The sequence below is a fragment of the Pseudoalteromonas sp. R86517 genome, assembly GCF_042466295.1.
GTDB lineage: Bacteria > Pseudomonadota > Gammaproteobacteria > Enterobacterales > Alteromonadaceae > Pseudoalteromonas > Pseudoalteromonas atlantica.
The window spans coordinates 2,349,591-2,372,411 of the sequence record NZ_JAXHCB010000001.1; the positions used below are offsets into that span (position 1 = coordinate 2,349,591).

At 39.7% G+C, this 22,821-nt stretch carries 24 protein-coding genes; 3 read left to right on the plus strand and 21 right to left on the minus strand.

Translation table 11 applies throughout. The annotated features are described in order from the left end of the window. Nucleotides 1-32: 32 nt before the first annotated feature. From SJY38_RS10565 to argC, 12 genes are all read right to left on the minus strand, one after another. Nucleotides 33-575, minus strand: a complete 543-nt coding sequence (locus SJY38_RS10565; protein ID WP_377109720.1) for a hypothetical protein — start codon at nt 573-575, stop codon at nt 33-35. After that, on the minus strand, nt 575-1,087 hold the full coding sequence (locus SJY38_RS10570; RefSeq protein WP_096042134.1) for a hypothetical protein: 513 nt from the start codon (nt 1,085-1,087) through the stop codon (nt 575-577). Before SJY38_RS10570 ends, SJY38_RS10565 begins: the two co-directional genes overlap by 1 nt. Beyond that, nucleotides 1,080-1,601 (minus strand): hypothetical protein, encoded by a 522-nt coding sequence (locus SJY38_RS10575; RefSeq protein WP_377109721.1) that lies wholly within the window; start codon nt 1,599-1,601, stop codon nt 1,080-1,082. Before SJY38_RS10575 ends, SJY38_RS10570 begins: the two co-directional genes overlap by 8 nt. Next, complete coding sequence (locus tag SJY38_RS10580) at nt 1,594-2,109, minus strand: hypothetical protein (protein ID WP_377110208.1); 516 nt, start codon at nt 2,107-2,109, stop codon at nt 1,594-1,596. The genes SJY38_RS10575 and SJY38_RS10580 overlap by 8 nt, the downstream gene beginning before the upstream one ends. Further along, on the minus strand, nt 2,106-2,549 hold the full coding sequence (locus SJY38_RS10585) for a hypothetical protein (RefSeq protein ID WP_084554546.1): 444 nt from the start codon (nt 2,547-2,549) through the stop codon (nt 2,106-2,108). Before SJY38_RS10585 ends, SJY38_RS10580 begins: the two co-directional genes overlap by 4 nt. Before the next feature lie 176 nt (nt 2,550-2,725). Further along, the gene (locus SJY38_RS10590) at nt 2,726-3,217 is read right to left on the minus strand and encodes a hypothetical protein (RefSeq protein WP_377109722.1); all 492 of its coding nucleotides are present in this window, start codon (nt 3,215-3,217) and stop codon (nt 2,726-2,728) included. 1,039 nt (nt 3,218-4,256) lie between these two features. Then, entirely contained in the window at nt 4,257-4,469 is a 213-nt protein-coding gene (locus SJY38_RS10595) for a hypothetical protein (protein ID WP_377109723.1), read from the minus strand. A 290-nt stretch (nt 4,470-4,759) separates the two neighbouring features. Next, nucleotides 4,760-6,625 carry an argininosuccinate lyase gene (gene argH, locus SJY38_RS10600; protein WP_248442940.1) on the minus strand — a complete coding sequence of 622 codons (1,866 nt, stop codon included), beginning with the start codon at nt 6,623-6,625 and terminating at the stop codon, nt 4,760-4,762. A gap of 51 nt (nt 6,626-6,676) precedes the next feature. Then, nucleotides 6,677-7,879: an argininosuccinate synthase gene (locus SJY38_RS10605; protein ID WP_004588532.1), complete on the minus strand. Its 1,203-nt coding sequence runs from the start codon at nt 7,877-7,879 to the stop codon at nt 6,677-6,679. Then, entirely contained in the window at nt 7,876-8,808 is a 933-nt protein-coding gene (locus tag SJY38_RS10610) for an ornithine carbamoyltransferase (protein ID WP_024034341.1), read from the minus strand. Before SJY38_RS10610 ends, SJY38_RS10605 begins: the two co-directional genes overlap by 4 nt. A gap of 7 nt (nt 8,809-8,815) precedes the next feature. Beyond that, on the minus strand, nt 8,816-9,583 hold the full coding sequence (gene argB, locus SJY38_RS10615) for an acetylglutamate kinase (protein ID WP_024034342.1): 768 nt from the start codon (nt 9,581-9,583) through the stop codon (nt 8,816-8,818). Further along, nucleotides 9,583-10,593 carry an N-acetyl-gamma-glutamyl-phosphate reductase gene (argC, locus tag SJY38_RS10620; RefSeq protein WP_289076985.1) on the minus strand — a complete coding sequence of 337 codons (1,011 nt, stop codon included), beginning with the start codon at nt 10,591-10,593 and terminating at the stop codon, nt 9,583-9,585. The genes argB and argC overlap by 1 nt, the downstream gene beginning before the upstream one ends. 218 nt (nt 10,594-10,811) lie before the next feature. Here argC and argE point away from each other — a divergent pair, with 218 nt between their 5' ends. Further along, the gene (gene argE, locus SJY38_RS10625; RefSeq protein WP_377109724.1) at nt 10,812-11,963 is read left to right on the plus strand and encodes an acetylornithine deacetylase; all 1,152 of its coding nucleotides are present in this window, start codon (nt 10,812-10,814) and stop codon (nt 11,961-11,963) included. Nucleotides 11,964-12,035: 72 nt separating this feature from the next. On the opposite strand, the gene panP is transcribed toward argE, so the two are convergent. Then, nucleotides 12,036-13,664 (minus strand): pyridoxal-dependent aspartate 1-decarboxylase PanP, encoded by a 1,629-nt coding sequence (panP, locus tag SJY38_RS10630; protein ID WP_377109725.1) that lies wholly within the window; start codon nt 13,662-13,664, stop codon nt 12,036-12,038. Between the two features lie 276 nt (nt 13,665-13,940). Here panP and SJY38_RS10635 point away from each other — a divergent pair, with 276 nt between their 5' ends. After that, the gene (locus SJY38_RS10635; RefSeq protein ID WP_377109727.1) at nt 13,941-15,821 is read left to right on the plus strand and encodes an EAL domain-containing protein; all 1,881 of its coding nucleotides are present in this window, start codon (nt 13,941-13,943) and stop codon (nt 15,819-15,821) included. Here SJY38_RS10635 and SJY38_RS10640 read toward each other — a convergent pair. From SJY38_RS10640 to folB, 8 genes are all read right to left on the minus strand, one after another. Beyond that, the gene (locus tag SJY38_RS10640; protein ID WP_054983169.1) at nt 15,818-16,483 is read right to left on the minus strand and encodes a tRNA (guanosine(46)-N(7))-methyltransferase TrmB; all 666 of its coding nucleotides are present in this window, start codon (nt 16,481-16,483) and stop codon (nt 15,818-15,820) included. The genes SJY38_RS10635 and SJY38_RS10640 overlap by 4 nt on opposite strands. After that, a complete protein-coding gene (locus SJY38_RS10645; protein WP_004588540.1) occupies nt 16,483-17,250 on the minus strand; it encodes an ABC transporter permease in 768 nt (255 codons plus the stop codon). The genes SJY38_RS10640 and SJY38_RS10645 overlap by 1 nt, the downstream gene beginning before the upstream one ends. Beyond that, the gene (locus tag SJY38_RS10650; RefSeq protein ID WP_004588541.1) at nt 17,251-18,180 is read right to left on the minus strand and encodes an ABC transporter ATP-binding protein; all 930 of its coding nucleotides are present in this window, start codon (nt 18,178-18,180) and stop codon (nt 17,251-17,253) included. After that, entirely contained in the window at nt 18,180-18,800 is a 621-nt protein-coding gene (locus tag SJY38_RS10655; protein ID WP_004588542.1) for a flavin prenyltransferase UbiX, read from the minus strand. Before SJY38_RS10655 ends, SJY38_RS10650 begins: the two co-directional genes overlap by 1 nt. Nucleotide 18,801: 1 nt before the next feature. Beyond that, nucleotides 18,802-20,157, minus strand: coding sequence for a UDP-N-acetylmuramate:L-alanyl-gamma-D-glutamyl-meso-diaminopimelate ligase (mpl, locus tag SJY38_RS10660; protein WP_377109728.1), 1,356 nt, complete (start codon nt 20,155-20,157; stop codon nt 18,802-18,804). A 174-nt stretch (nt 20,158-20,331) separates the two neighbouring features. Then, nucleotides 20,332-21,132 (minus strand): undecaprenyl-diphosphate phosphatase, encoded by an 801-nt coding sequence (locus tag SJY38_RS10665; RefSeq protein ID WP_004588544.1) that lies wholly within the window; start codon nt 21,130-21,132, stop codon nt 20,332-20,334. Next, entirely contained in the window at nt 21,129-21,617 is a 489-nt protein-coding gene (gene folK / locus SJY38_RS10670; protein ID WP_377109729.1) for a 2-amino-4-hydroxy-6-hydroxymethyldihydropteridine diphosphokinase, read from the minus strand. The genes SJY38_RS10665 and folK overlap by 4 nt, the downstream gene beginning before the upstream one ends. Beyond that, a complete protein-coding gene (gene folB / locus SJY38_RS10675; protein ID WP_377109730.1) occupies nt 21,618-21,977 on the minus strand; it encodes a dihydroneopterin aldolase in 360 nt (119 codons plus the stop codon). Nucleotides 21,978-22,207: 230 nt separating this feature from the next. On the opposite strand from folB, the gene plsY reads away from it, so the two are divergent. Continuing rightward, nucleotides 22,208-22,816 carry a glycerol-3-phosphate 1-O-acyltransferase PlsY gene (gene plsY, locus SJY38_RS10680; RefSeq protein WP_024034349.1) on the plus strand — a complete coding sequence of 203 codons (609 nt, stop codon included), beginning with the start codon at nt 22,208-22,210 and terminating at the stop codon, nt 22,814-22,816. Nucleotides 22,817-22,821 lie beyond the last annotated feature (5 nt).

The following is a 22,821-nucleotide window of genomic DNA, read 5'->3' on the forward strand; positions in this document are numbered from 1 at the left end:
TTAGCGCACTTTAGGTGCGCTAATATACCTAACTACTTTTTAGCCATAACTTGTAATTCATTGCGGTTAAATAAAGCGCGTTTAAGCTTTGCCAAGCCTAAAATATCTTTGTTTATAATTAATACTATTGCCATTATTAAGTCACTCGAAAACTGGCCAACCCCATAGACCCCCCATAACCACCAATAGTCATAACTAACCAACACCACATAATCGTAATGCATAGCCATGTGTAATGTTGCATTAAACGTTAAACCACAAAGAAGATAATAATAGGCTGTGGCGTTAGCATGTTTATAATTATAGGAGAGGCAAGCAAGCGTGAAAATGGTAAGTAAATCTGCAATTACTAAATCTAAATATATTGAGCCTGTAAGGATAAATGATGCTTTGAACATAAATAGGCTGAGCGTATAAGAGAGCATCATCACCAAAGAAATGTACATAATATGCTTATTGCGGCAGTTTATTGTACAAGCAAAATTATAAAGAAATGGAACTACAAAAGCCCATGTAATAAAAATACTTAGGTAGTCATTTACTGTGCTCAATGCCATAAATACATGTTGGAGCATTAATAAGCACCCATTTTTTTAACGAGATATTTTTTGACTTTTATTAACCCTAAAATATCTTTATTTATAAATAAAACCAATGCCATTACTAAGTCACTTGTAAGCTGCCCAATACCATAAAGCCCCCAAAACCACCAATACTCTATATTCCCAACAACGATACTATCGTAATGCATACCGTAAAATACAAACGCATTAAAACTAAGCCCCACGATTAAATAATAAAAAGCGATCGGTTTAGCTTTCGATAAAAAAATCATCCATATCATCAAAGCGATTATGGTAACTGCATCAAATAAGAACAGTTTTAAGTGAGGTGTGGCTGTTTGCGGGTCCATAACCATACTTGATGTATATGAAGCCATCATAATAAATGATATTTGGGCTAAACTTTTATCTGACTTATTTATGCTTGTAGATAAGCAATATAAAAATGCAAAAACAAACAGCCATGTAATTAAAATGGTTATGTAATCATAAAGATCAGCCATCGCCCATAACAGGTTATGCATATCGGAAACGCTTCAACTTTGTAGTTAAATAATTACTTAGCTTTACTAAACCTAAAATATCTTTATTAACAACTAAAACCAACGGCATTAATAAATCAGTAAAATACATGCCAAACACATAAACATTCCAAAACCACCAATAATACAATGTGCCACGCACTTCGATATCGTAATGCATACCTAAAAATAAGCAGGCATTAAAGCTTAGCCCTACAATTAAATAATAAAAGGGCGTAGGTATAGTTTGTTTGGTGAAATTACGCCACAGAAGTAAAACCAGAATAGTTACAGCATCATGATAAAAATAGTTTAAGTGCGGCGTTTCAATAAGTGGGTCCATAAACAAACTAGCTGTGTAGGATACCATCATAAGAAATGAAAGCTGTGCTCTGCTCTTATCTGACTTATTAATACTTGCCGATAAGTTATACAAAAAGGCAAGAATAAAAAACCACGTAAACAAAACGCCTACGTTGTACCCTAAATCGACCAGTCCCCAAAGAATATCAGCCACTTTGCTTCAATCTCATAACACCGCTCACCCACTTATCAGTAGCATGCACTAACATTAAAAAATCCTTTTTAATGAACAAAATACTAACCATGATGATATCCATAATATTAATCACAACCGTATAAAAAGACCAAAACCACCACGGTTCGTAATTACCACGTACAAACACATCTATGTGCATAGCTAAAAATAATAACGAATTAATGCTCAAGCCAAATAATAAGTAAGTAGATATGCGCTTTTCAGGTAAGTAATACCGCAGAAAAAAAATAAAAAACAAAGTGACTACGTCATAGCAAAATAACTCTATGTAGGTAATATCATAAATATCAATAAAGAAACTAAAGCAATAAGATATGGCCATAACTAAAGATAGCAATACAGCCTGTTTTGTTGGATTGTTAATGCTAGTTGTTAGTGAATATAAAAAGGCCATTAAAAACCCCCACTGCACCAACACACCGATATAAACTGACACTTCAGGAGGGATTAGAACATTATTCACTATTGCGGTTTCTTAGCAAAGAACGAGTAAATAAGGTTTTTTAAATAAATAATTTTTAAAAAATCTCTATTGATAAACAGCACTAAAATCATGCTTAAATCTAATACCAGTACTACCGTTACATAAAAATCATAAAACCACCAGTGGGTGTAATTCTGTAAAATATGACGGTCTAAGTACATACCCAGAGCTAAACACATATTTATACTCAGCCCAAACATAAGGTAGTTAAAGGCAATTGTTTTTTCTTTAATATATAAGTTCTGCACAAGTGCCAATATAACTAGGGTTATAGCATCTAATAAAGCAATATCAAAATAAGTAACTGTTTGAAAATTAAAGAACATTCCTGGAAAATATGAAACAGCCATTATAAGCGAAAGAATAACTAATGCTTTAAAGCGTGAGTTAATAGATGAAACTAAAGAGTATAGAAATGCCATGAGAAATCCCCATTGCATAATAATACTTAAAGTATGTGCAAAGCTTATATCTGAGATAAAAGAAATAAACCCCATCTTAAAAGCAAGCTCGGAGAATAAAGATCTCGAAATTTATTAAAACAACCATTTACTAAACAACCTGACTTAACACTAAACTTTTTAACAATTATTATTAATTACAAAGTTCTATTAAAAAACCAACTTTTAAATCTAACAAGACCTAAAAAATCTCGGTTAATAAAGCACACTATGATCATACAAATATTTACACTTCCTACCACAACCGTAAATACTGACCAAAACCACCAATATTCATAATATTTTGAAAAAGTCATATCTAGGTGCATTAAAAAACTAAAAATAATATTAGTACATAACCCTGCAGTGACATAATAATACGCTACCGGGTATGATTTAAATTTTAAGCGCTTTAAAAAGAGTAGAGCAAGTAATGTACATGCATCTAATAAAATAAAATCTAAATAAGTAGTTTGCCCATAATCAGTGAACAAACTTCCCGAATAGCAAATGCACATAACAAGTGAGATATATACAAGCTCTTTATCTGGCTTGTTAATCGAGTTTGCTAATGCATGCAAAAATGCAAACAAAAAACCCCATTGTACAATTGCTCCAAGATAAATTGCATAATTATAACTTACTGTCATTTTCCCCTCTATTTAATATAACGGATTGAGAGGGGTTTACCATTCGGTGGTTAACCACTAATGAAAGCATCATTAATACATCGATAAGGTTCACACCGATGGAGTAGGCACTCCAGTACCACCATGGCTCATAGTTATACAAAACGTATATATCATAATACAGAACCAACGTTAGCAAAGCATTGGTTGTTAATGCTAGTACAAGGAACAGAAAAGCTTTATTTCGTTTAAAGGCATTAAAGTACTGTAAAATTAACAGTGCCACAATTGTAATAAAATCGTAGAAAGCCCAATTAAGGTATAATATTTCTAGTAGTTTTATATAGCTGCTAAAAATATATGAGCAAAGCATAAGTGCAGATAAATACACAGGAGATTTATTTTCTTTGTTTATGCTGGAGACCAAACAAAAAAGGAAGGCCATTAAAAAGCCCCACTGGGAGAAAGCCGCTACATAATCCATTAGGGCTTCAGATAAGTACATTTAAGCTAGGTTGTGGGCTGAGGCTTTGTCGATTTAAACAAATCGCATAGCTTACTTTTGAGCTTGTGGAGACCTAAAAAGTCTCGATCTATAATTAATACAACTATCATGATAAAGTCTATTAAATTAACTGTATATGTGTAGGCATCCCATAAAAACCAAGCTTTTTTATTCTCAAAGATGTATATATCCAGATACATACTAAAGAAAAAAGTCGAATTTACAGTCAATCCAACAATTAAATATAAGAAAGACGGAGTTGTTTTACCAAAAATTCTATAAATACATGCGAGCGCAGTAATGGTGATAACATCATACAAAGCCCAGTCAAGATATATTGAATCTCTCATAGAGAGCCATGTGTAAAAATAATCAGACAAGGTGTAAGATATCATCATGATAAATGAACTGAGCAAAAGAGTTGTACCTCTTTTTATACCTAATGAGTATACGAACACATTAAAGAAGAATGTCATCAAAAAAGCCCACATCGTAAAAGCAGACAGTGAGAACAACCCGAAAAGCTCAGTTAAAATCATTTAAAACCTTAAATTATTACCTTGGTCTGGTAGGCACCGCACCACTAGGTACTACCGTACCACCACCACGCTGAACATCTGCACTCGCAGCACTCATCGCCTCTTGAGAGAAGCTTACTGTATCAGATTGTAGTGTTTTAGGGCTAGCAGTTTGTTCCGTTGCAGGCTGTAATTGTTGTGTTTTATTGTATGCTTGCATTTGTAATTGACTATTAGCTGAAACTTGCATGTGATTGATCCTTGTAAAAGTTTTAATATTATTTGGCGCAACTTTTAATCACACCATCATGTAGGTAATTGCATTACCTGTTTTAAGCAGTGATAGCTATTTTGCTATCTGACTTATACAAAGCAACCAATGTGCCAACATTTTTTGACATATTAAAAATACATGCTACCTACAACTATTTATTAAAACTAAATCTAAAACCCTAGCTAACACCACACTCATCTGACCAGTTCATTATACACATAAAAAAACGCACAGGGGTAACCGTACGTTTTTTATATCCAGGGAATTTAAGCCACGTATTTACACGGGATCTCCGCACGTGTACTTGGCTTTAAAATATATTCCATTGCTACTTCGTCACAATTTTCTTTACGAAGGCAAAGTTCGCAATCTTTCATTACCTTCTCTGGTAACGATTCTTTACTACAAAAAGTAAAACGTTGCTGTTCAAAAAAATCCGGCACACGGGTTAATACAATAACGCGATTAAGCGCCAATTTTTTGGCTTTTGCTAATAAGTGCTCTACAAGCTGCCTACCCTGCCCAGTTACCGCGCTTTGTGGGTCTATGCCTAAAGAGCGTATTTCAGCAAGCCCCGTATCGTAAATGTATAACGATGCACACCCCGACACTTTGCCGTTAATTTCTGTTACTGCAAATTCGTTAATTGAATGCACCATGTCGCTTTTAGCACGCGGCAAGTTTTCACCTACCGTAGCCCAGTGCTGTATTAGCCTAGCAATATCTTCAACATCATCTAAATTTGCATCACGAACCGTTATTTGCTGTTTTTTTTTGGCTTCTTTAACCGCTTTAGTAACTTGTTCAATAGATGTACCGCCAAGCGCTTGACGAGCTTTAATACAGGCATCTATTTCAAGTACTGGGTAAACGTCATCTTCAAATACGTCATTAACTGACTTGTACTGCTCAAGCGAAAGCTCCTCTAAGGTTTTACCTTCGCTTATAGCAAGCTGCACAAGTACACCCACAATGTGGTGGCCTTCTCTAAATGGCACACCTTTAGCTACTAAGTAGTCTGCAAGCTCTGTCGCATTAGCATGGCCGCCTTTTGCCGCTGCAAGCGTTTTATCGCCGTTTACTTTTACGCCTTTAATACACGCTTGCGCCATGTGAATACAGGCAAGCCAAGTTGGCATAGCGTCAAAAAGACCTTCTTTGTCTTCTTGCATATCTTTATTGTACGCAAGAGGGAGTGCTTTTAAGGTCATCATCATGGCACTAAACGCACCAAATACACGGCCCGTTTTACCACGAATAAGCTCTAGTGCATCAGGGTTCTTTTTCTGCGGCATTAACGATGAGCCAGAGGTAACATTATCAGCAAGCTCTATAAATCCGGCTTCACCAGAATTATAAAATATTAAATCTTCAGCCATACGTGATAAGTGAATCATCGAAATAGAGGCACAGCTTAAAAGCTCTACTACAAAATCACGGTCAGATACGCCATCAAGGCTGTTTTTAGTTGCGCCAGTAAAGCCTAGGCCTTGCGCCAAAGCTTGGCGATCAATTGGGTAGGCAGTACCTGCTAGTGCGCCACTGCCTAGAGGGCAAAAATTAAAACGCGCTTTGGCATCTTGCAAGCGGCTTTCATCACGCTCTAGCATTTCTACATAGGCCATACACCAGTGGCTAAACAATACAGGTTGAGCACGTTGTAAATGAGTGTAGCCTGGCAATATAGTGCCCAGCTCGCGCTCAGCTAACGCCACAAACTCAGCTTTTAGTGCAGCAATTGCACCGAGTAAATGATCGGCAGTATCGCGGCACCATAATCTAAAGTCAGTGGCTACTTGGTCATTACGGCTTCGGCCTGTGTGCAGCTTTTTAGCTAAATCACCTACTTTTTCGATTAGTGCAGCTTCTACGTGCGAGTGAATGTCTTCTGCACCTGAGGTTGCCACTGCTTGTGGATCTGCTTTTACTTCTTCAAGCAGTTCATTTAGTGCTGCAACCAATTTGGTGTGCTCATCGCTTGTAAGTACATTTACTTGCTCAAGCGCACCTGCCCATGCCACAGAGCCAATAATATCTTGCTCTGCTAACTGATAATCGAACGGAAGTGAGTCGTTAAATTGTTTAAACGCCTCATCTGGACCCGTAGAAAAACGTCCGCCCCATAATGCCATGAAATCTCTCCAAACCCTGTAACGCCCCTTATACAAGGGGCTATAAATAATTTACTTTTTAGCCATTGCTGAAATTCTGCTCGAAAGCGAGAATAAACGAATAAAGCCTTCAGCGTGCGATTGGTCATACACATCGTCTTCACCAAATGTAGCAAAGTCTTCGCTGTATAAGCTATTAGGTGATTTTTTCTGAACGGCTGTCACTTGGCCTTTGTAAAGCTTAAGTACAACTTCACCTGTAGCTAGTGTAGAAAGCGCTTCTGCACCGGCTAAAATAGAGTCTTTTAGTGGTGTAAACCAACGACCGTCATAGACTAAATGCGAAAATTCACCGCCCAGTACTTCTTTCCACTTACGGCTTGATTTATCAAGCACTAGCTCGTCAATGGCTTGCAGTGCCGCCATAATAACGGTACCGCCTGGTGTTTCGTAACAGCCGCGCGATTTCATGCCTACTAAACGGTTTTCTACAATATCTACACGGCCAACACCATGTGGCGCAGCAATGTCGTTTAATTTAACTAAACAGTCATAAGGTTTAAGCTGCTCGCCATTTACGGCAACCACTTCACCCTCAATAACCGTAAGCGTTACATGCTCAGCTTTATCGGGTGCTTGCTCTGGTGAATTAGTCCAGGTCCAAACTTGGTCACTAGGCTCACACCATGGATCTTCAAGCTCGCCGCCTTCGTGCGAAATATGCCATGCGTTAGCATCACGGCTGTAAATTTTTGTTGCTGAAGCAGAACACGGAATATCACGCTCAGCCAAGTAATCTAATAATGATTCACGGCTTGATAAATCCCACTCACGCCATGGTGCAATTACTTTTAAATCGGGTGCAAGCGCTGCAAAACATGATTCAAAACGTACTTGGTCATTACCTTTACCAGTACAACCATGCGAAAGTGCATCGGCACCTACTTTACGTGCAATTTCAACTTGCGCTTTAGCAATAATAGGACGCGCCATAGACGTACCTAATAAATAAGTACCTTCGTAAATAGAACCCGTTTTAAGCGTTGGGTAAATGTACTCACTTACCATTTCATCTTTTAAGTCAACTACGTAACACTCAGATGCGCCTGATGCGATGGCTTTTTCTTCAACGCCTTCAAGCTCTTCAGCGCCTTGGCCTACATCGGCAACAAAGGCAATTACTTCACAACCGTAGTTTTCTTTTAACCATGGCACGATAGCTGAAGTATCAAGACCACCTGAATAGGCTAAAACGACTTTTTTAATTGAACTCATAGGTGTTCCTTAACAAAATTTGGATTTAGTAATGTAACTAGCAGAGCATTTTGCGCATGCATACGATTTTCTGCTTGTTGAATAATTTTTGATGCTGGGCCATCCATTACCTCAGAGGTAATTTCAAACTCACGGTGTGCCGGTTGGCAATGTAATACCGTAGTTGCACCTGTTTGTTCTAGCAATGCTTGGTTTAGCTGATATGGCATATATTTTTCTTTAACTTGCTCAAGAGGCGTATCATCGCCCATAGACACCCACGTATCTGCATATACAACATTAGCGCCTACAGCGGCTTCTACACGGTCGCTTACCATTACTGATGCGCCATTCATTGCAGCAATTTGCTCAGCCTTTTTAAGAATTTGCGAATCAGGCGAGCTGCCTTTTGGTGTAACAGCAACAAAATCAGTGCCTAGCGTTGCCGCTAATAGCATAAGTGAATGAGTAACGTTGTTACCTTCACCTAAGTAAGCCACTTTTAGCTCGCTTACATCGCCGTGTACTTCTTGTAGCGTTAAAAAATCAGCCAATGCTTGGCACGGGTGATATAAATCACACAAGCTATTAACGACAGGTACACTAGAGTATTCACCTAAGGTGGTTAACGTGCTGTGCTGGTTTACACGCGCTACAATACCATCAGCCCACGTAGAAATATTAAGTGCAAAATCTTTTACAGATTCACGTGCACCCATAGCGCCGTTTTGCTGATCTAAATACACAGCGTGGCCGCCTAAACGGTTAATACCAATATCAAACGATAAACGTGTACGTAAACTTTGCTTTTCAAATAGGGTAACAATTGACTTACCCGCTAATACTTGGCTGTACTTTTCTGGCTTTGCTTTTAAATCACGCGCTAGTTTTAGTAAATTTAGTGCGCCTTGTTGGTCTAATTCTAGACCCGTTAAAAAATTCTCTAACATGATAACCCTATGGTGTAATTTTTGTTCCGACATGCTCGCCCTGTAGCAAAGCAGTTAAATTGTCTGGCTTTTGCCAGCTGGAAATATACACACCGCGTCGTAAATGTTGGGCAGCGTGCAGGCTGGTCTTAACTTTGACCTCCATTCCGCCCAAAATTACCCCTTCATCAATTAAAGTATCAATGTGTTTTGTGTCAAGTTGATGTAACGGCTGCTTGTTTGCATCAAGTACTGCTTCTACATCTGTCATAAAAATAAGTTCTGCATTTAAGTTGCTAGCAATCGCTGCGGCAGCTTCATCAGCATTAACGTTGTACCAGTTACCTTGCTCATCAAACCCAATAGAGCTCACGATAGGTAACCGACCAAGCTTAAGTAAATCGTTAACAATTGAATCATCATTACTTTCGCACTTACCTACTTGCCCAAGCGCTTTTAGCTTTTGAGACGCCATAACTCCGGCTTCATACAAACAAAGGCCAACAGGTTTATGGCCTGCATTAATAGCTTGGCTAACCAGCTGCTTATTTGCACAGCCAGCCAGCGCCCCCACTATGTAAGGCATTTGCTCACTTGGGCTAATACGCAGTCCTTGGTGCTTTGCACTAGCAAAGCCTGCTTGTTTTAGCCAAGTGTCAACTAACGAGCCACCACCATGAACAATAACAAACTGATTATTTTGATCAGCGCTTAATACATCAAACAAAGCTTTTGCCGCGTTTTCAGTATTAAGTACAGCACCACCTAATTTAATTACCCACGTTTTAGTGCTCATTAAAAGGCTCCTTTTAAGCCAGTGGTGTGATCTAAATTCATCGATAAGTTAATACATTGCAAGGCTTGGCCCGCAGCGCCTTTTAATAGATTATCTATCGCTGCCATAACAATCAGTTGAGTGCCTTGCTGCTGCCAACCAATATCAACATAGGGTTGTTTTACCACGCTTTTAATAGATGGCACTTTATCAGCTAACAAACGAATCAACGGCTCGTTCTTAAGTACTTGATAAGCATCAGATACGTTTTCCTTGGTAACGCCTGGCTTAAGCTGTACATAAATAGTTTCTAAAATTCCACGCGGAAAATTACCTAAGTGCGGTGTAAATAACACCTTGTGGCCAAGGTGTTGTTCAATTTCAGGCCCATGACGATGGTTAAATAAACCATACGGGGCAAGCGATACTTCACAAAAATGAGTACCTACGCTGGCTTTACGCCCTGCGCCAGTAACACCTGAAACAGCATTAATAATCACTTTTTCATCACTCAACAAGCCTGCCTGTTGCAACGGCTTTAACGCATTAAGCGCAGCGGTTGGGTAACAGCCGGCTACTGCCACAAGGTTTGCATTGGCAATTGCACTGCTATTCCACTCGGCTAACCCATAGGCTGCTTCGTTTAATAACTCAGGATGTTGGTGCTCAAAACCATAGTAAGTAACATAGTCGTCGTTGCTAGCAAGGCGGTAACCACCTGATAGGTCAAATACTTTTTTACCCATAGCTAAAAACTGCGGGGCTAAATCAACACTTACTTTGTGATCAGTACATAAGCAGATGTAATCGGCACTCGAATTTATGTCATCAAACGCTGATTCGCTCAGTGGTAGTAGAGGAATATCAAGAAGGTTTCTATGCTCTGGGTATAAATCACTTAATAATTTATGTTTATCTAAACTTCCCTCAGAGACATAACAGCCCGATAACGTTAAATTAGGGTGCTTAGCAACTAAGCTTGCTAATTCTGCGCCGCTATAACCGCTTGCGCCAATAATCGCTACATTCATTTTTTACTCGTTTATAAATTTACTACTAAATAGGTGTGGTGTTCGCTTACACTAGCTTAGATGCTAGCTAATACTTTTCTCAATGAATTGTTGATTATCGTCGCATTATCTTCATGGCTATACTTAATATATTTATGCTTAAAAAGTGAATTGATATTCATCATAAATACTTTTATATTGTTATGCAATTAAATTGAATAATTATTTTGGATTTTTTTATGTCTTTGCCGTCATTTATCTCTATGTACCAACAACTCATTGCAGCCCCCTCTATTAGTGCAATAGAAGATGAGCTTTGTATGAGTAATAAAGGGGTAATAGAGTTGCTAGCACGTTGGTGCGAAAGTTTAGGTTTTACTTGCGAAATTATAGAGTTAGAAGATGGAAAAGGCCGATACAACTTACTTGCAAAGCGAGGGCAAGGCGATGGCGGCTTAATGCTTGCAGGCCATACAGACACCGTACCGTTTGACGATAGCCGCTGGAACCACGACCCATTTAAACTCACTGAACATAATAATAACTTATATGGGTTAGGTAGTATTGATATGAAAGGCTTTTTTGCTTTTGTATTACAAGCTATTAGTGAGCTTGATATAAAACAGCAAACACAACCTATTTTAATACTCGCCACTGCCGATGAAGAAACCACCATGGCGGGAGCGCAGCAAATTTGTAAGCATCCTAATTTAAAACCTGCGCGTTGTATTATTGGTGAACCTACTGATATGACTCCTGTATTTACTCACAAAGGACATATGAGCACGGCTATAAGAGTGATTGGCCGCTCAGGTCATAGTTCCGATCCCGAACGTGGTCTTAACGCCATCGAAGTCATGCATAAAGTGATTACAAAATTGCTGATCTTAAAAGAGCAGTTAAAGAATAAATATTCAGTTGAACATTTTGAAATACCTTACCCTACCTTAAATTTAGGTAATATTCATGGTGGCGACAACGCAAATCGAATTTGTGGCTGCTGCGAAATGCATATAGACATGCGTCCGCTCCCAGGGTTAAGCATTAAAGACTTACAAGCTTTACTTATTGATGCCACCAGCGATATAAACGCGCAATACCCAAGCGCAGTGAGCGTAATTGATTTACACAAGCCCATTCCAGCTTTTAGTGGCAGCACTGATAGCGCACTCGTTAAAATGGCAGAAAAAATTGCAGGAGAAAAAGCCGTTGCAGTAAATTATTGCACAGAGGCTCCGTTTATTCAGCAACTTGGCTGTGAAACAATAGTCATGGGGCCAGGCTCAATTAATCAAGCCCACCAACCTGATGAATTTTTAGCAATGGAGAAAATAAACCCATCGCAAAAAATTATAACTGACATTATTAGGGCAAACTGCTTTAACGCTTAAATGTATTAAAAACTCACAGCAAAAATAACAAAGGCGCCCATTGGCGCCTTTGTTTTAGCTTATACCTAGGCGTTACTGCATATACTTACTTAAGTACTTTTTAAACACAGGGTCTGTTTTAGCAAGCTCTTTTTGCTCAGCTAAAATCTCTTTTAATATAACACCTGATGTGAGCGGATTAGCCAATACCACTCTAAATACCACCGTCGGTTGATTATCGTATTTTGACGGGGTTAAGCGAGTACGCGATACAAACGAGCGCCCTGATTCACGTTGGCGTTTTTGCATACTGGCAGTAAAGCGATTGAGCGACGCGAAAATTTCTAACCGTGTTGCGGCATCTGCTTGGGCTATGGCTTGTTTAATTTGTTTAGGCACATAGCGGTATGTAAGCAAACACAGCTCAGGCTCTGAAATCAGCTCAAAGTCTTCATCGGCTTTAATTAAATCAGCAAAGTAATGTGCTTTTTTGATACTACGATCAATAAGCATTTCATAGCCTTTGCGGCCAATAACGCGTAAGCAAGCATGTACTAACATAGCCATACCTGGGCGGCTGCCTTCAAGTGTATGGCTTCCTAAATCTTTTGAACCTTTACGTAATATGTACTCTGCATGGTGCTCTATTGCATCCGTAGCAGTTGGGTCTTTAAATAACACCAAGCCTGCGCCCATTGGCACATACATTTGTTTGTGTGCATCAATGGTAATTGAATCTGCGAGCTCAATTCCTTTTAATAACGGGCGATGCGTTTGCGATAAAAGCGTTGCCCCACCCCACGCTGCATCAACGTGAAAATGGCAGTTTATTTGCTGCGCTAAATCGGCCATATCATTAAGAGGGTCGATATTACCGGTCTCGGTTGTACCAGCAACCCCTACAATTGCCATAACTTTTATGCCTTGCGATTCAAGCTCTAAAGCTTTTTCGCGCATGGCATTCACATCAACCTTGTTATTTTCGCAGGTTTTTACACCAATTAAATTTTCACGGCCGATGCCTAGTAAATCAATTGATTTACCTAAAGAATAATGCCCTCGCTCCGACACTAAAACGGCCAGCCCTTTGTAGCCATAATGCAGCATACCGGCAACGAGCCCTTGAGCGGCTATGCCTTTAAAGCTGCCGTCGGGTTTTAATAAACGGTTACGCGCAATCCACAATGCCGTTATGTTTGCAACTGTACCACCGGAACAAAAAGCACCGAGTGATGTTTTAGCGCTGTGCATCCATTTAGAATAAAACGACTCATCTCGCGAGTAAGCTAAATGATGCATCATGCCTAGCACTTGGCGCTCTAGGGGCGTAAATGCTTTTGAGGTTTCTATTTTTACTAGGTTTTGATTAAGTCCCACCATCAATTTTGAAAGCGGTAGTAAAAAATGCGGAAGAGCCGATGTCATATGCCCAATAAAGCTAGGCGCAGCCGTGTGTACCGAATGGGCAACTAGCTGCTCCATAATATCTTGGGCGTAAGCAGATACAAACGTTGGGTTTTCTGGGATCACCGCAGCCTGAAAATCTTTTTCAATTTCGTGTAATGGTTTTTCAATTGCCGCTATATTTTCGTTTAAAAACCCTGCTAAATTACTCGAAATTTCAAGCTCAATTTTGCTTAAAGTTGAGTCTGGCGCTTCAGGTACAGTAAATATACGCTTAAGGCTTTCTTTAGAGGCGACGGCACAACGCTTTTGATCCATCTTTATACCTAGTGTGTGTGTAGCTAAAACACGCGTTTAACAGTTAAAAATGCCAAACTATGGCGCTATTATAAGCGGCGTGCTTCTTTTAAAAATTGCGCTAACTTTACTGCAATATAAGTAAAATGTCTCCCTTTAAGCCATAAAAGCGACTAAACGGATGACAAATATTGTAAAAAAATTTCAATAATAGGATTTTATTAAAAAGTCACATTTTAGTTTTGGGCAAATTGCATTTATGCGTATACTTAATATGTGTAACAATAAGGGACAAGTATGCTCACAGGGAAATTAAAAGGGAAGTGGTTTATAGCTGGCTTTACATTGTTTTTGGTCAGTTTATTAGTCTATGTTTATTACACCTATAGCTCAGCGCGTAGCGAAATTATGAACGCTGTCGATGAGCGCCTTCTAAATGCCGCCACCAGCGTAAAACATATTTTAGGGCAAAGTTACCACGATAGAATTAGCCAAGGCTACGATATTGGTTTTTCGGTTTACCAAACTAAAAGCAAACAACTCTCAGAGCTTGCACAAGCGCTTGATATAGCTTACGTCTATTCGATGATCATGCGCGATAACAAAGTTTACTTTACCTCATCCAGCTACACTAAAGACGATCAAGAAAACGCACGTGTTACGCAATTTCTTGATTTATACCCAGAGGCCACCGACATTAACAGGGGCGCGTTTTATTCTACCGAGCCTGTTTTTGAACAATCTAGCGACCAATGGGGTGATTTTAAAACTGTTTTTATTCCCTTTGTAGATAAATATGGTACTACCTACATTACGGGTGCCGACATAACCTTAGATGATTTAAATAAAAAGCTTCAATACAGCGTCACTAAAGCCATAATAACGGCGTGTTTTTTCTTTTTTATTGCGGTACTGGTTGCAGCTATTTATATATATTTGTTAAAGCGCACCCTAGCAACAGATGCCAGTACGGGCTTTGCCAATCATATTGCGCTTGAGTACTTTATCAAAAAGAGTAATTCACACCACATGCAGCTTGCCATTATTTGGGTGAACGAAATTGAAGATATTAATAGCTTTTATGGCACTCAAGTTGGCGACAACGTAATGAAAAACTTGCTCAGTCATTATCAAAGCCGCAGCCCGCAAAGCTGTAAGGTGTATCGCCTTGCTACCAATAAAATTGCCATTCTTACCCCTAAAAGCTTTAAAAGCAGCGAACTGAGCGATTTAGTTGAGTCGTATAACGCAAACAGCCCGGTATTAACAAACCCATTTATTTATATAACTTACTGCGCAGGTATCGCCAGTGGTAATAAATCACTACTGATTGAAAACGCGCACATTGCAACGCTTCAGGCTAAACATGGCCGCGGTAAAGTTGTTAGCTACTCAAAAGTAATGAGCGATGTAAAAAACCAATATCAATACAATGTTAGCCTTGCCAAAGAGGTTCAAGAAGCGTTTGATAACAACCGCATAGTGCCTTATTTTCAAGCTATGTTTAACACCACCAATAATGAAGTTGTACATTACGAATGCTTAGCCAGAATGGTGACTAAAAATGGCGAAATTTTAAAACCCGACTCATTTTTAAATGTAGTGAGCCGCTCAAGAATGGGCGGACTGCTAACGCGCACGCTATTTAGCCAGTGTATAGAGCGGTTTAGAAAAACAGATATATGCTGGAGCTTAAATATCAGCGATAAAGATATACTCGACCCTAGTTTGAGTGAATACATTGCTAGCGAGCTTAAGCGCTACCCGCACCCAGAAAACATAACGCTTGGCCTTTTAGAGTCACACGCTATTACTAATTTTTTAGAGGTTAAAACGTTTATTTCTATGGTAAAAACCAAAGGGGTGAATGTCATTATTACTGGTTTTGGTAGTGGTTATTCAAATATTTCGAATGCGCTAAAGCTTGAAGTAAACGGTATAAAACTCGACGGCGCATTAGTAAAACAAGCAGTAAGTGATGAAAATATAGCCTTATTTATTGAGCATACAGTTCATGCTGCAAAGCAACTTAGTTTAACGCTCATGGCAGAGTCGGTAGAAAATATAAGTATTGAAAATGCGCTTAGAAATGTAGATGTGGCGCTGATGCAAGGCAATTACTTTGCTTACCCAGCGCCACATGTTAACTCATCAAGCCAAGAGGAAGTGGCCGTTTAAAGATCTATCACTAAACGATGGCTTTGTTGGCCGCTGGCCCAGTATTTACGCTCAAACGGAGTAATTGCTTCGTTTGACTCATACAGCGTTACCTCACAAGGATGACCCGTTAGTTCAAGCGCTCTGGCAAACTCTTTTACATAAATATCCCAGTTACTGCGCACCTCTAAGCGACCGCCTAGCTTAACAATAAACGGAAAAATAGCCGCGCCGTGCCACCTACGCTGGATATGCTTAGATTTAGGCCATGGGTTAGGATAAAGCAAATAATGATGAGTAGGCTGCCAATTAGCAGCCACAGCTAAACGCCAAAAGTCATTTAAGTCAGCTTGGACCAAAATGTACTGGCCGCTGTCTGTTTGTTTATATTCAACATCGTGCTTATCTAAGCGATGTGACGATTTATCAATACCAATAATTAATGCATCTGGGTGGCGCTTAGCTAAATTAGCCGAGCTCTCCCCTACTCCACAACATGAGTCTATAATAAGCGGTCCATTAAAAGCTTGAACCTGCTCATTGACTTCATCGAACGCTTGTTGAGTGTGTTCAGCAATAGGCTTTTTAAACTCTGCGTTTAAATGCTTGTTAACGATTTCATCAAGCTTTTCGTGTATACCCGCCTGATTAGATACAATACTGCGTGAATTTGCATCGCTCATTAATGTCTAAGCCCCACACCTTTTTTAATTAACGTTAGCGCTAAAGTAAATAGCACCGTAATAAATACTAATATAACGCCAAGCGCGACACTTAAATCAACATCCGACACGCCTAAAAAGCCATAACGAAACGCATTAACCATATAAATAATTGGGTTTATTTGCGATACATTTTGCCAAAACTCTGGCAGTAGCGTAATTGAATAAAATACGCCACCTAAGTATGTTAGTGGCGTTAAAATAAAGGTTGGGATAATACTAATATCGTCAAAACTATTGGCGTAAATAGCGTTAATTAAACCACCGAGTGCAAACACCGCTGAGGTTAAAATTACCGTTGCCATAATTACAAATATATTGTGTATTTGAATATCAACAAACAATAGCGATACACAGGTAACAATAAAGCCCACCATCATGCCGCGGGTCATACCGCCGCCCATATAACCAAGTACAATTATGTAATTAGGCACAGGCGCAACCAATAGCTCTTCAATGCTTTTTTGAAACTTGGTTGAATAAAAACTAGAAGCAACATTAGAATATGAGTTGGTAATAACCGACATCATTATTAGCCCCGGAACAATAAATTCCATGTAGCTAAAACCACCCATTTCACCAATACGTGAGCCAATTAAATTACCAAAAATAACAAAGTATAAACTCATCGTAATCGCCGGCGGTACTAAGGTCTGCACCCAAATACGTAAAAAACGAATACACTCTTTAATCCATAAACTCTTTAAGGCAACGCCATATTTAAACATTTATTCGCCCCGCCCTTGCTCTAGTAATCCTACAAATAACTCTTCTAATCTGTTTGCTTTATTACGCATACTCAAAACAGTGTTACCTTGCTCGGTTAGCGCGCTGAAAACTGCATTTAACCCTTGAGATTTAGCCACTTCAACTTCTATGGTGTGCTCATCAGGCATGCTAAACGAGTATCCCTCAAGGGTGACTGGCTGTGCTGGCTGTTTTAAATCAAGCACAAAGGTTTCTTTATCAAGCTTAGCTAGTAATGCTTTTATAGTGGTGTTTTCAACAATACGGCCAGTATCAATAATGGCGATGTTTTTACATAACAGCTCAGCTTCTTCAAGGTAGTGCGTGGTTAAAATAATCGTTACGCCTTGCTCATTAATTTGGCGTAAAAAATCCCACATTGATCGGCGCAGCTCTATATCAACCCCTGCTGTGGGTTCATCTAATATTAGTAGCTTTGGCTCATGCATTAATGCGCGGGCAATCATTAAACGGCGTTTCATACCCCCAGAAAGCGTACGTGCTTGCTTGTCTTTTTTTTCTAATAAGCCAAGCTGAGTTAAATATTTATCGGCACGCTTATGCGCTTCTGCGCGGGTAACACCGTAGTAGCCTGCTTGATTTACCAATATTTGGCCAAGCGTTTCAAACTGACTAAAGTTAAACTCTTGTGGCACAAGGCCTAAATGCGCTTTAGCAGCTTCAAGGTCGGTATCGATGTTGTGACCAAACACTTCCACCTTACCTTGTGTTTTATTTACCAAGGACGATATAACACCAATAGTGGTCGACTTACCGGCACCATTTGGGCCAAGTAAGGCAAAAAAGTCGCCTTCAAAAACTTGTAAATCAACACCTTTCACGGCCTCTACACCGTTTTTATAAACCTTGGTCAGGCCTTCTATATTTAAAGCAACATTTTGCTTATTCATTATTTACCCTCACCATAACCCCAACGTTTAGTTAGGTTATGTTCAATGTTTAAATGATCTAAAATTCGCGCCACCATAAAATCAACTAAGTCTTCAATACGTTGTGGCTTGTGATAAAAACCAGGCGCAGCGGGCATAATAGTGACCCCTAAACGCGCAAGCTTTAACATATTCTCAAGGTGAATTTCGCTAAAGGGAGTTTCGCGTGGCACTAAAATTAATTGCCCTCGCTCTTTAATAACCACATCGGCTGCACGCTCGAGTAGGTTATCTGATGCACCGAGCGCAATAGCAGATACAGACCCTGCACTGCACGGGCATACTACCATTTTTTTAGGCGCCGCAGAGCCTGAAGCTACAGGGCTAAACCAGTTATCTTTACCAAATACTTTTAACTGCTCTGGCTTGGCATTAAATAAAGCGCTTAACTGCTCGGTTGCTTTATCTTCATTAGCTGAGAGTTTAATGTTTGACTCTGTATCAAGCACCACGCGCGCAGCACTTGATATAAGTACATACACTTGAAATTGCTGCGCGAGTAATACTTCAAGCAATCTTAAACCGTAAGGCGCGCCTGAAGCACCACTAAACGCCAGTGTAATTTTATCTTTAAACTGCACATTATTCTCCGCTGTATTTTTTAGCTAAACCATCAACTAAGTGTTGATGTAAGCCATTAAAACCGCCATTGCTCATAATTAATATGTGCTGATTTGGCATGATATTTTCAAGCGCAGTGTCAATAATCATTTGCGTACTATTAAAACACTGCATACCGGCATTGTCGGCTTGCGCTTTAAGAGACCAATTTAGGTTATCGGGCTCAAATAACAGCACGTCATCGGCATCACTTAACGAAGCAAGTAGCGTATGTTGGTGTACACCCATCTTCATGGTGTTTGAGCGTGGCTCTAAAATAGCAATAATTTTTTCATCACCCACTTTTGCACGTAACCCCGCAAGCGTTGTTTTTATGGCTGTTGGGTGGTGCGCAAAATCGTCGTACACCTTAATGTTATTTATGTCGGCTTTAAGCTCCATACGCCGTTTAGGGCTAATAAACTCTTCAAGCGCTGCAATGCTATGCTCAACGGCTATACCTACGTGGCGCGCTGCCGCGATAGCCATAATGGCATTTTTAACATTATGCTCGCCTATAGCCTGCCAATTAACTGTGCCTTGAAGTTCATTGTTTAAAAGCACATTAAATTGGCTGCCATCAGCGCTTAACAAGTCATAATGCCAATCACCATTTAGGGTTTCACTTTCGCTCCAGAGCCCTTGCTTAATAACATCATCAAGTGCGACATCGTCTTTTGGCCAAATTACCTTGCCAGTATGAGGTAATGTACGCATTAAGTGATGAAATTGTTTTTTTATTGCGTTTAAATCGTCAAAAATATCGGCGTGGTCAAACTCAAGGTTATTTAAAATGAGCGTACGTGGTAAGTAATGCACAAACTTGCTGCGCTTATCAAAAAAAGCGGTATCGTATTCATCTGCTTCTATTACAAAAAACGGGGTTTCGCCCACTTTGGCTGACACACCAAAGTTTTGAACTATACCACCAATTAAAAACCCAGGTTTTAAACCTGCATACTCTAAAATCCACGCCAGCATGCTTGCTGTGGTAGTTTTGCCATGTGTGCCTGCCACCGCAAGCACCCAAGCATTTTGCAATAGGTTATGTTTAAGCCACTCTGGCCCTGATGTATACGGCAAGCCTTTATCTAACACATATTCTACACAGGGGTTACCTCGGCTCATGGCATTACCAATAACCACCATGTCTGGCTTTGGCTCTAACTGTTTTACGTCGTAACCTTGGGTTAGCTCAATGCCCAGCTGCTCAAGTTGAGTGCTCATCGGCGGGTAAACATTTTGATCAGAGCCCGTCACTTTATGGCCAAGCGATTTAGCAATAGCCGCTATACCGCCCATAAAGGTGCCGCAAATGCCTAATATATGAATATGCATAACTTTTAAATCCTTTCGTACTTCGCACGTCTGTGAAGTTTAATGGCGCTATAATGCCAAATTTTAGGCTTCGTGACTATGCGCGTCTCGTCAATTCACTGATGCTAAAACAGCGTTAATAAAATAAAAAAGCCCTCTTACCTAAGTAAGAGGGCTTGCTGGTAATAAGCTAAATTACAGCGTTAAAAATACAATTAAGCCTACGCCAAGTAAAAGTCTGTAAATTACAAACGGCAGCATGCCCATTCGTTCTATCACTTTTAAAAACATGAAAATACAGGCGTACGCCGATAAAAACGAGAGGACTACACCTAAAATTAATGTGCTCCAATCAACCACATGATCGCCTAAAGCCAGCTCTATCGTGTAGTAAAGGCCCATCATAGAAATAATAGGTATAGCGAGTAAAAACGAAAAACGCGCTGCGCTTTGTTTGTTCATGCCCAGCAATAAACCCGCTGTCATGGTAATGCCAGAGCGAGAGGTACCTGGGATCATAGCCACCGCTTGAGCAAAGCCAATAAGCAGCGCTGTTTTCCAGTTAAGCTGATAAATTGTTTTCATTTGCTTACCTTTGGCATCGGCGTACCAAAGTAATAAACCAAAAATAATAGTCGTAGCTGCTATAACCCACGCACTGCGCAGGTACAGCTCAACAACGTCTTTTAGCAATAAGCCTAATAACGCAGCAGGTACAGTGCCCAATATAATCCACCAGCCAAGTTTACTGTCGTCGGTGGTGCCTTGGGCGCCAAACGATTTAAACCAGGCGCTGAGAATATCAGCCACTTCTTTACGAAAATATATAACAACCGCTATTAACGTACCAACATGCACAGCCACATCAAAAGCAAGGCCTTGGTCTTCCCATCCCAAAATTTGCGAAGGTAAAATTAAGTGAGCTGAGCTCGAAATAGGTAAAAACTCAGTAAATCCTTGTATCAGGGCTAAAATAATTATTTCTAAAATACTCATGGGTTAGAAAACTCCACCTTCCATAGTTTTTGTTGAGGGTTGTTATACGCACTCCATAGCGCAGCAATGGTTTGCTTAGCAACGGGGTGATAAAAATTGGGGGCGACTTCACAAAGAGGCTGAAGTACAAAAGCGTTTTTGGTAATTTCATCGCGAGGTAATTGTGCAGGCGAATCGCAAACAACGTCATCGTAAAAGAGCAGATCTAAATCTAATGTACGGGGGCTAAATTTTTTATCATCCGCTTTACGCCCGTTATCTCGCTCTATTTGTTTTAATAACTTACATACACGCTCAAGCGGCATTGATGTGGTAGCAGCCACCACCGAGTTATAAAAGTTATTACCTTTAAACCCTACTGCTTCGCTTTCAAAAACAGATGAATGCACAATATCTGTAAAGTGGTGCTCAAGTGCATCAAGCGCACAGCGAATATAATGCGCTTTATTTATATTTGAGCCTAAGCTGATATAAATTTGCGCCATTTAGCTCATAGCCTTTGTGCGTGTTATTTCTACACCTACGGTGTTTGCTTGCGCTACAGCGGCCGGTTTGCTCACTCTAATTGTTACTTGTGGTGTATTAAATTCGGTTAATATAATAATTGCTAGTTGCTCTACTAAGGTTTCAAGTAACTCAACCGGCTTAGCCGTAGTGTGCTCAATCACTCGCTCGCTTACTTTTGCATAATCGAGTGCTAAATTAATGTCATCATTTGCTGCTGCAGGCTTTATATCGCTGAGCATTTCAATATCAAAATAAAGGCTTTGTTTACTTTCTTTTTCAAAGTCGTACACTCCAATAATTGTGTCGACGTGTAGTTGAGATATAAAAACCTTATCCATTGATACTCCAAATAACTATAAACACTCTCTAAGCATACAATGCATTGATTAAATTAATACTGTATATGCTTTAAGCAGTGTTTAAATATGTAAAAATTACTTCTACAATAGCCAAATAGCTAGATTAACTGCAAAATACAGCAGTTAATAATTTTCACGATAAATTGTGCCGCCAATAATAGCGTAAAAGTGCTATCGATGGGTATAGCAATTAAAAAATAAGGGACTTTGTGTTAGCCATTTTACTGTTTGTTTTAGCCTACTTATTAGGGTCGATTTCATCGGCTATATTAGTGTCTCGGCTATTCAAACTGCCAGACCCTCGCAGCAGCGGTTCAAATAATCCAGGAGCCACCAATGTGTATCGTTTAGGTGGAGCCTTTCCTGCGTGCTTAGTATTAGTGTTTGATATTTTAAAAGGCACTATCCCCGTATGGGGGGCTTATTTTTTAGACCTAACGCCTTTAGCACTTGGTTTGGTCGCCGTTGCCGCGTGCTTAGGGCATATGTACCCACTATTTTTTAGCTTTAAAGGCGGAAAAGCGGTAGCCACTGCGTTTGGCTCTTTATTGCCGATTGGTTTATCGTTGGCGGGGCTATTAATAAGCACTTGGATTATTGTGGTTGCTATTACTCGCTTTTCTTCATTAGGCGCTTTGGTCACGGTGTCGCTTGCTCCACTGTATACGTGGTTGATTAAACCGCTTTACACCCTACCGGTAACCTTTATTACCGTGCTAATTATATTTCGTCATCGCACTAATATTATTCGCCTTTTTAAAGGTGAAGAACCAAAAGTGGGCGCTAAAAAAGCACCCACTAATGAAAAAAATCAATAATTATT

Excerpts from the sequence above, each read along its gene's own strand:
- mpl (WP_377109728.1), bottom strand. The coding sequence starts at position 20,157 with ATGCATATTCATATATTAGGCATTTGCGGCACCTTTATGGGCGGTATA.
- argB (WP_024034342.1), bottom strand. The coding sequence starts at position 9,583 with ATGAGCACTAAAACGTGGGTAATTAAATTAGGTGGTGCTGTACTTAAT.
- SJY38_RS10665 (WP_004588544.1), bottom strand. The coding sequence starts at position 21,132 with ATGAGTATTTTAGAAATAATTATTTTAGCCCTGATACAAGGATTTACT.
- SJY38_RS10595 (WP_377109723.1), bottom strand. The coding sequence starts at position 4,469 with ATGCAAGTTTCAGCTAATAGTCAATTACAAATGCAAGCATACAATAAA.
- SJY38_RS10645 (WP_004588540.1), bottom strand. The coding sequence starts at position 17,250 with ATGTTTAAATATGGCGTTGCCTTAAAGAGTTTATGGATTAAAGAGTGT.
- argE (WP_377109724.1), top strand. The coding sequence starts at position 10,812 with ATGTCTTTGCCGTCATTTATCTCTATGTACCAACAACTCATTGCAGCC.
- panP (WP_377109725.1), bottom strand. The coding sequence starts at position 13,664 with ATGGATCAAAAGCGTTGTGCCGTCGCCTCTAAAGAAAGCCTTAAGCGT.
- SJY38_RS10610 (WP_024034341.1), bottom strand. The coding sequence starts at position 8,808 with ATGTTAGAGAATTTTTTAACGGGTCTAGAATTAGACCAACAAGGCGCA.
- folK (WP_377109729.1), bottom strand. The coding sequence starts at position 21,617 with ATGGCGCAAATTTATATCAGCTTAGGCTCAAATATAAATAAAGCGCAT.
- argC (WP_289076985.1), bottom strand. The coding sequence starts at position 10,593 with ATGAATGTAGCGATTATTGGCGCAAGCGGTTATAGCGGCGCAGAATTA.
- SJY38_RS10605 (WP_004588532.1), bottom strand. The coding sequence starts at position 7,879 with ATGAGTTCAATTAAAAAAGTCGTTTTAGCCTATTCAGGTGGTCTTGAT.
- SJY38_RS10570 (WP_096042134.1), bottom strand. The coding sequence starts at position 1,087 with ATGCATAACCTGTTATGGGCGATGGCTGATCTTTATGATTACATAACC.
- SJY38_RS10590 (WP_377109722.1), bottom strand. The coding sequence starts at position 3,217 with ATGACAGTAAGTTATAATTATGCAATTTATCTTGGAGCAATTGTACAA.
- SJY38_RS10650 (WP_004588541.1), bottom strand. The coding sequence starts at position 18,180 with ATGAATAAGCAAAATGTTGCTTTAAATATAGAAGGCCTGACCAAGGTT.
- SJY38_RS10640 (WP_054983169.1), bottom strand. The coding sequence starts at position 16,483 with ATGAGCGATGCAAATTCACGCAGTATTGTATCTAATCAGGCGGGTATA.
- SJY38_RS10635 (WP_377109727.1), top strand. The coding sequence starts at position 13,941 with ATGCTCACAGGGAAATTAAAAGGGAAGTGGTTTATAGCTGGCTTTACA.
- argH (WP_248442940.1), bottom strand. The coding sequence starts at position 6,625 with ATGGCATTATGGGGCGGACGTTTTTCTACGGGTCCAGATGAGGCGTTT.
- SJY38_RS10565 (WP_377109720.1), bottom strand. The coding sequence starts at position 575 with ATGCTCCAACATGTATTTATGGCATTGAGCACAGTAAATGACTACCTA.
- folB (WP_377109730.1), bottom strand. The coding sequence starts at position 21,977 with ATGGATAAGGTTTTTATATCTCAACTACACGTCGACACAATTATTGGA.
- SJY38_RS10585 (WP_084554546.1), bottom strand. The coding sequence starts at position 2,549 with ATGGCATTTCTATACTCTTTAGTTTCATCTATTAACTCACGCTTTAAA.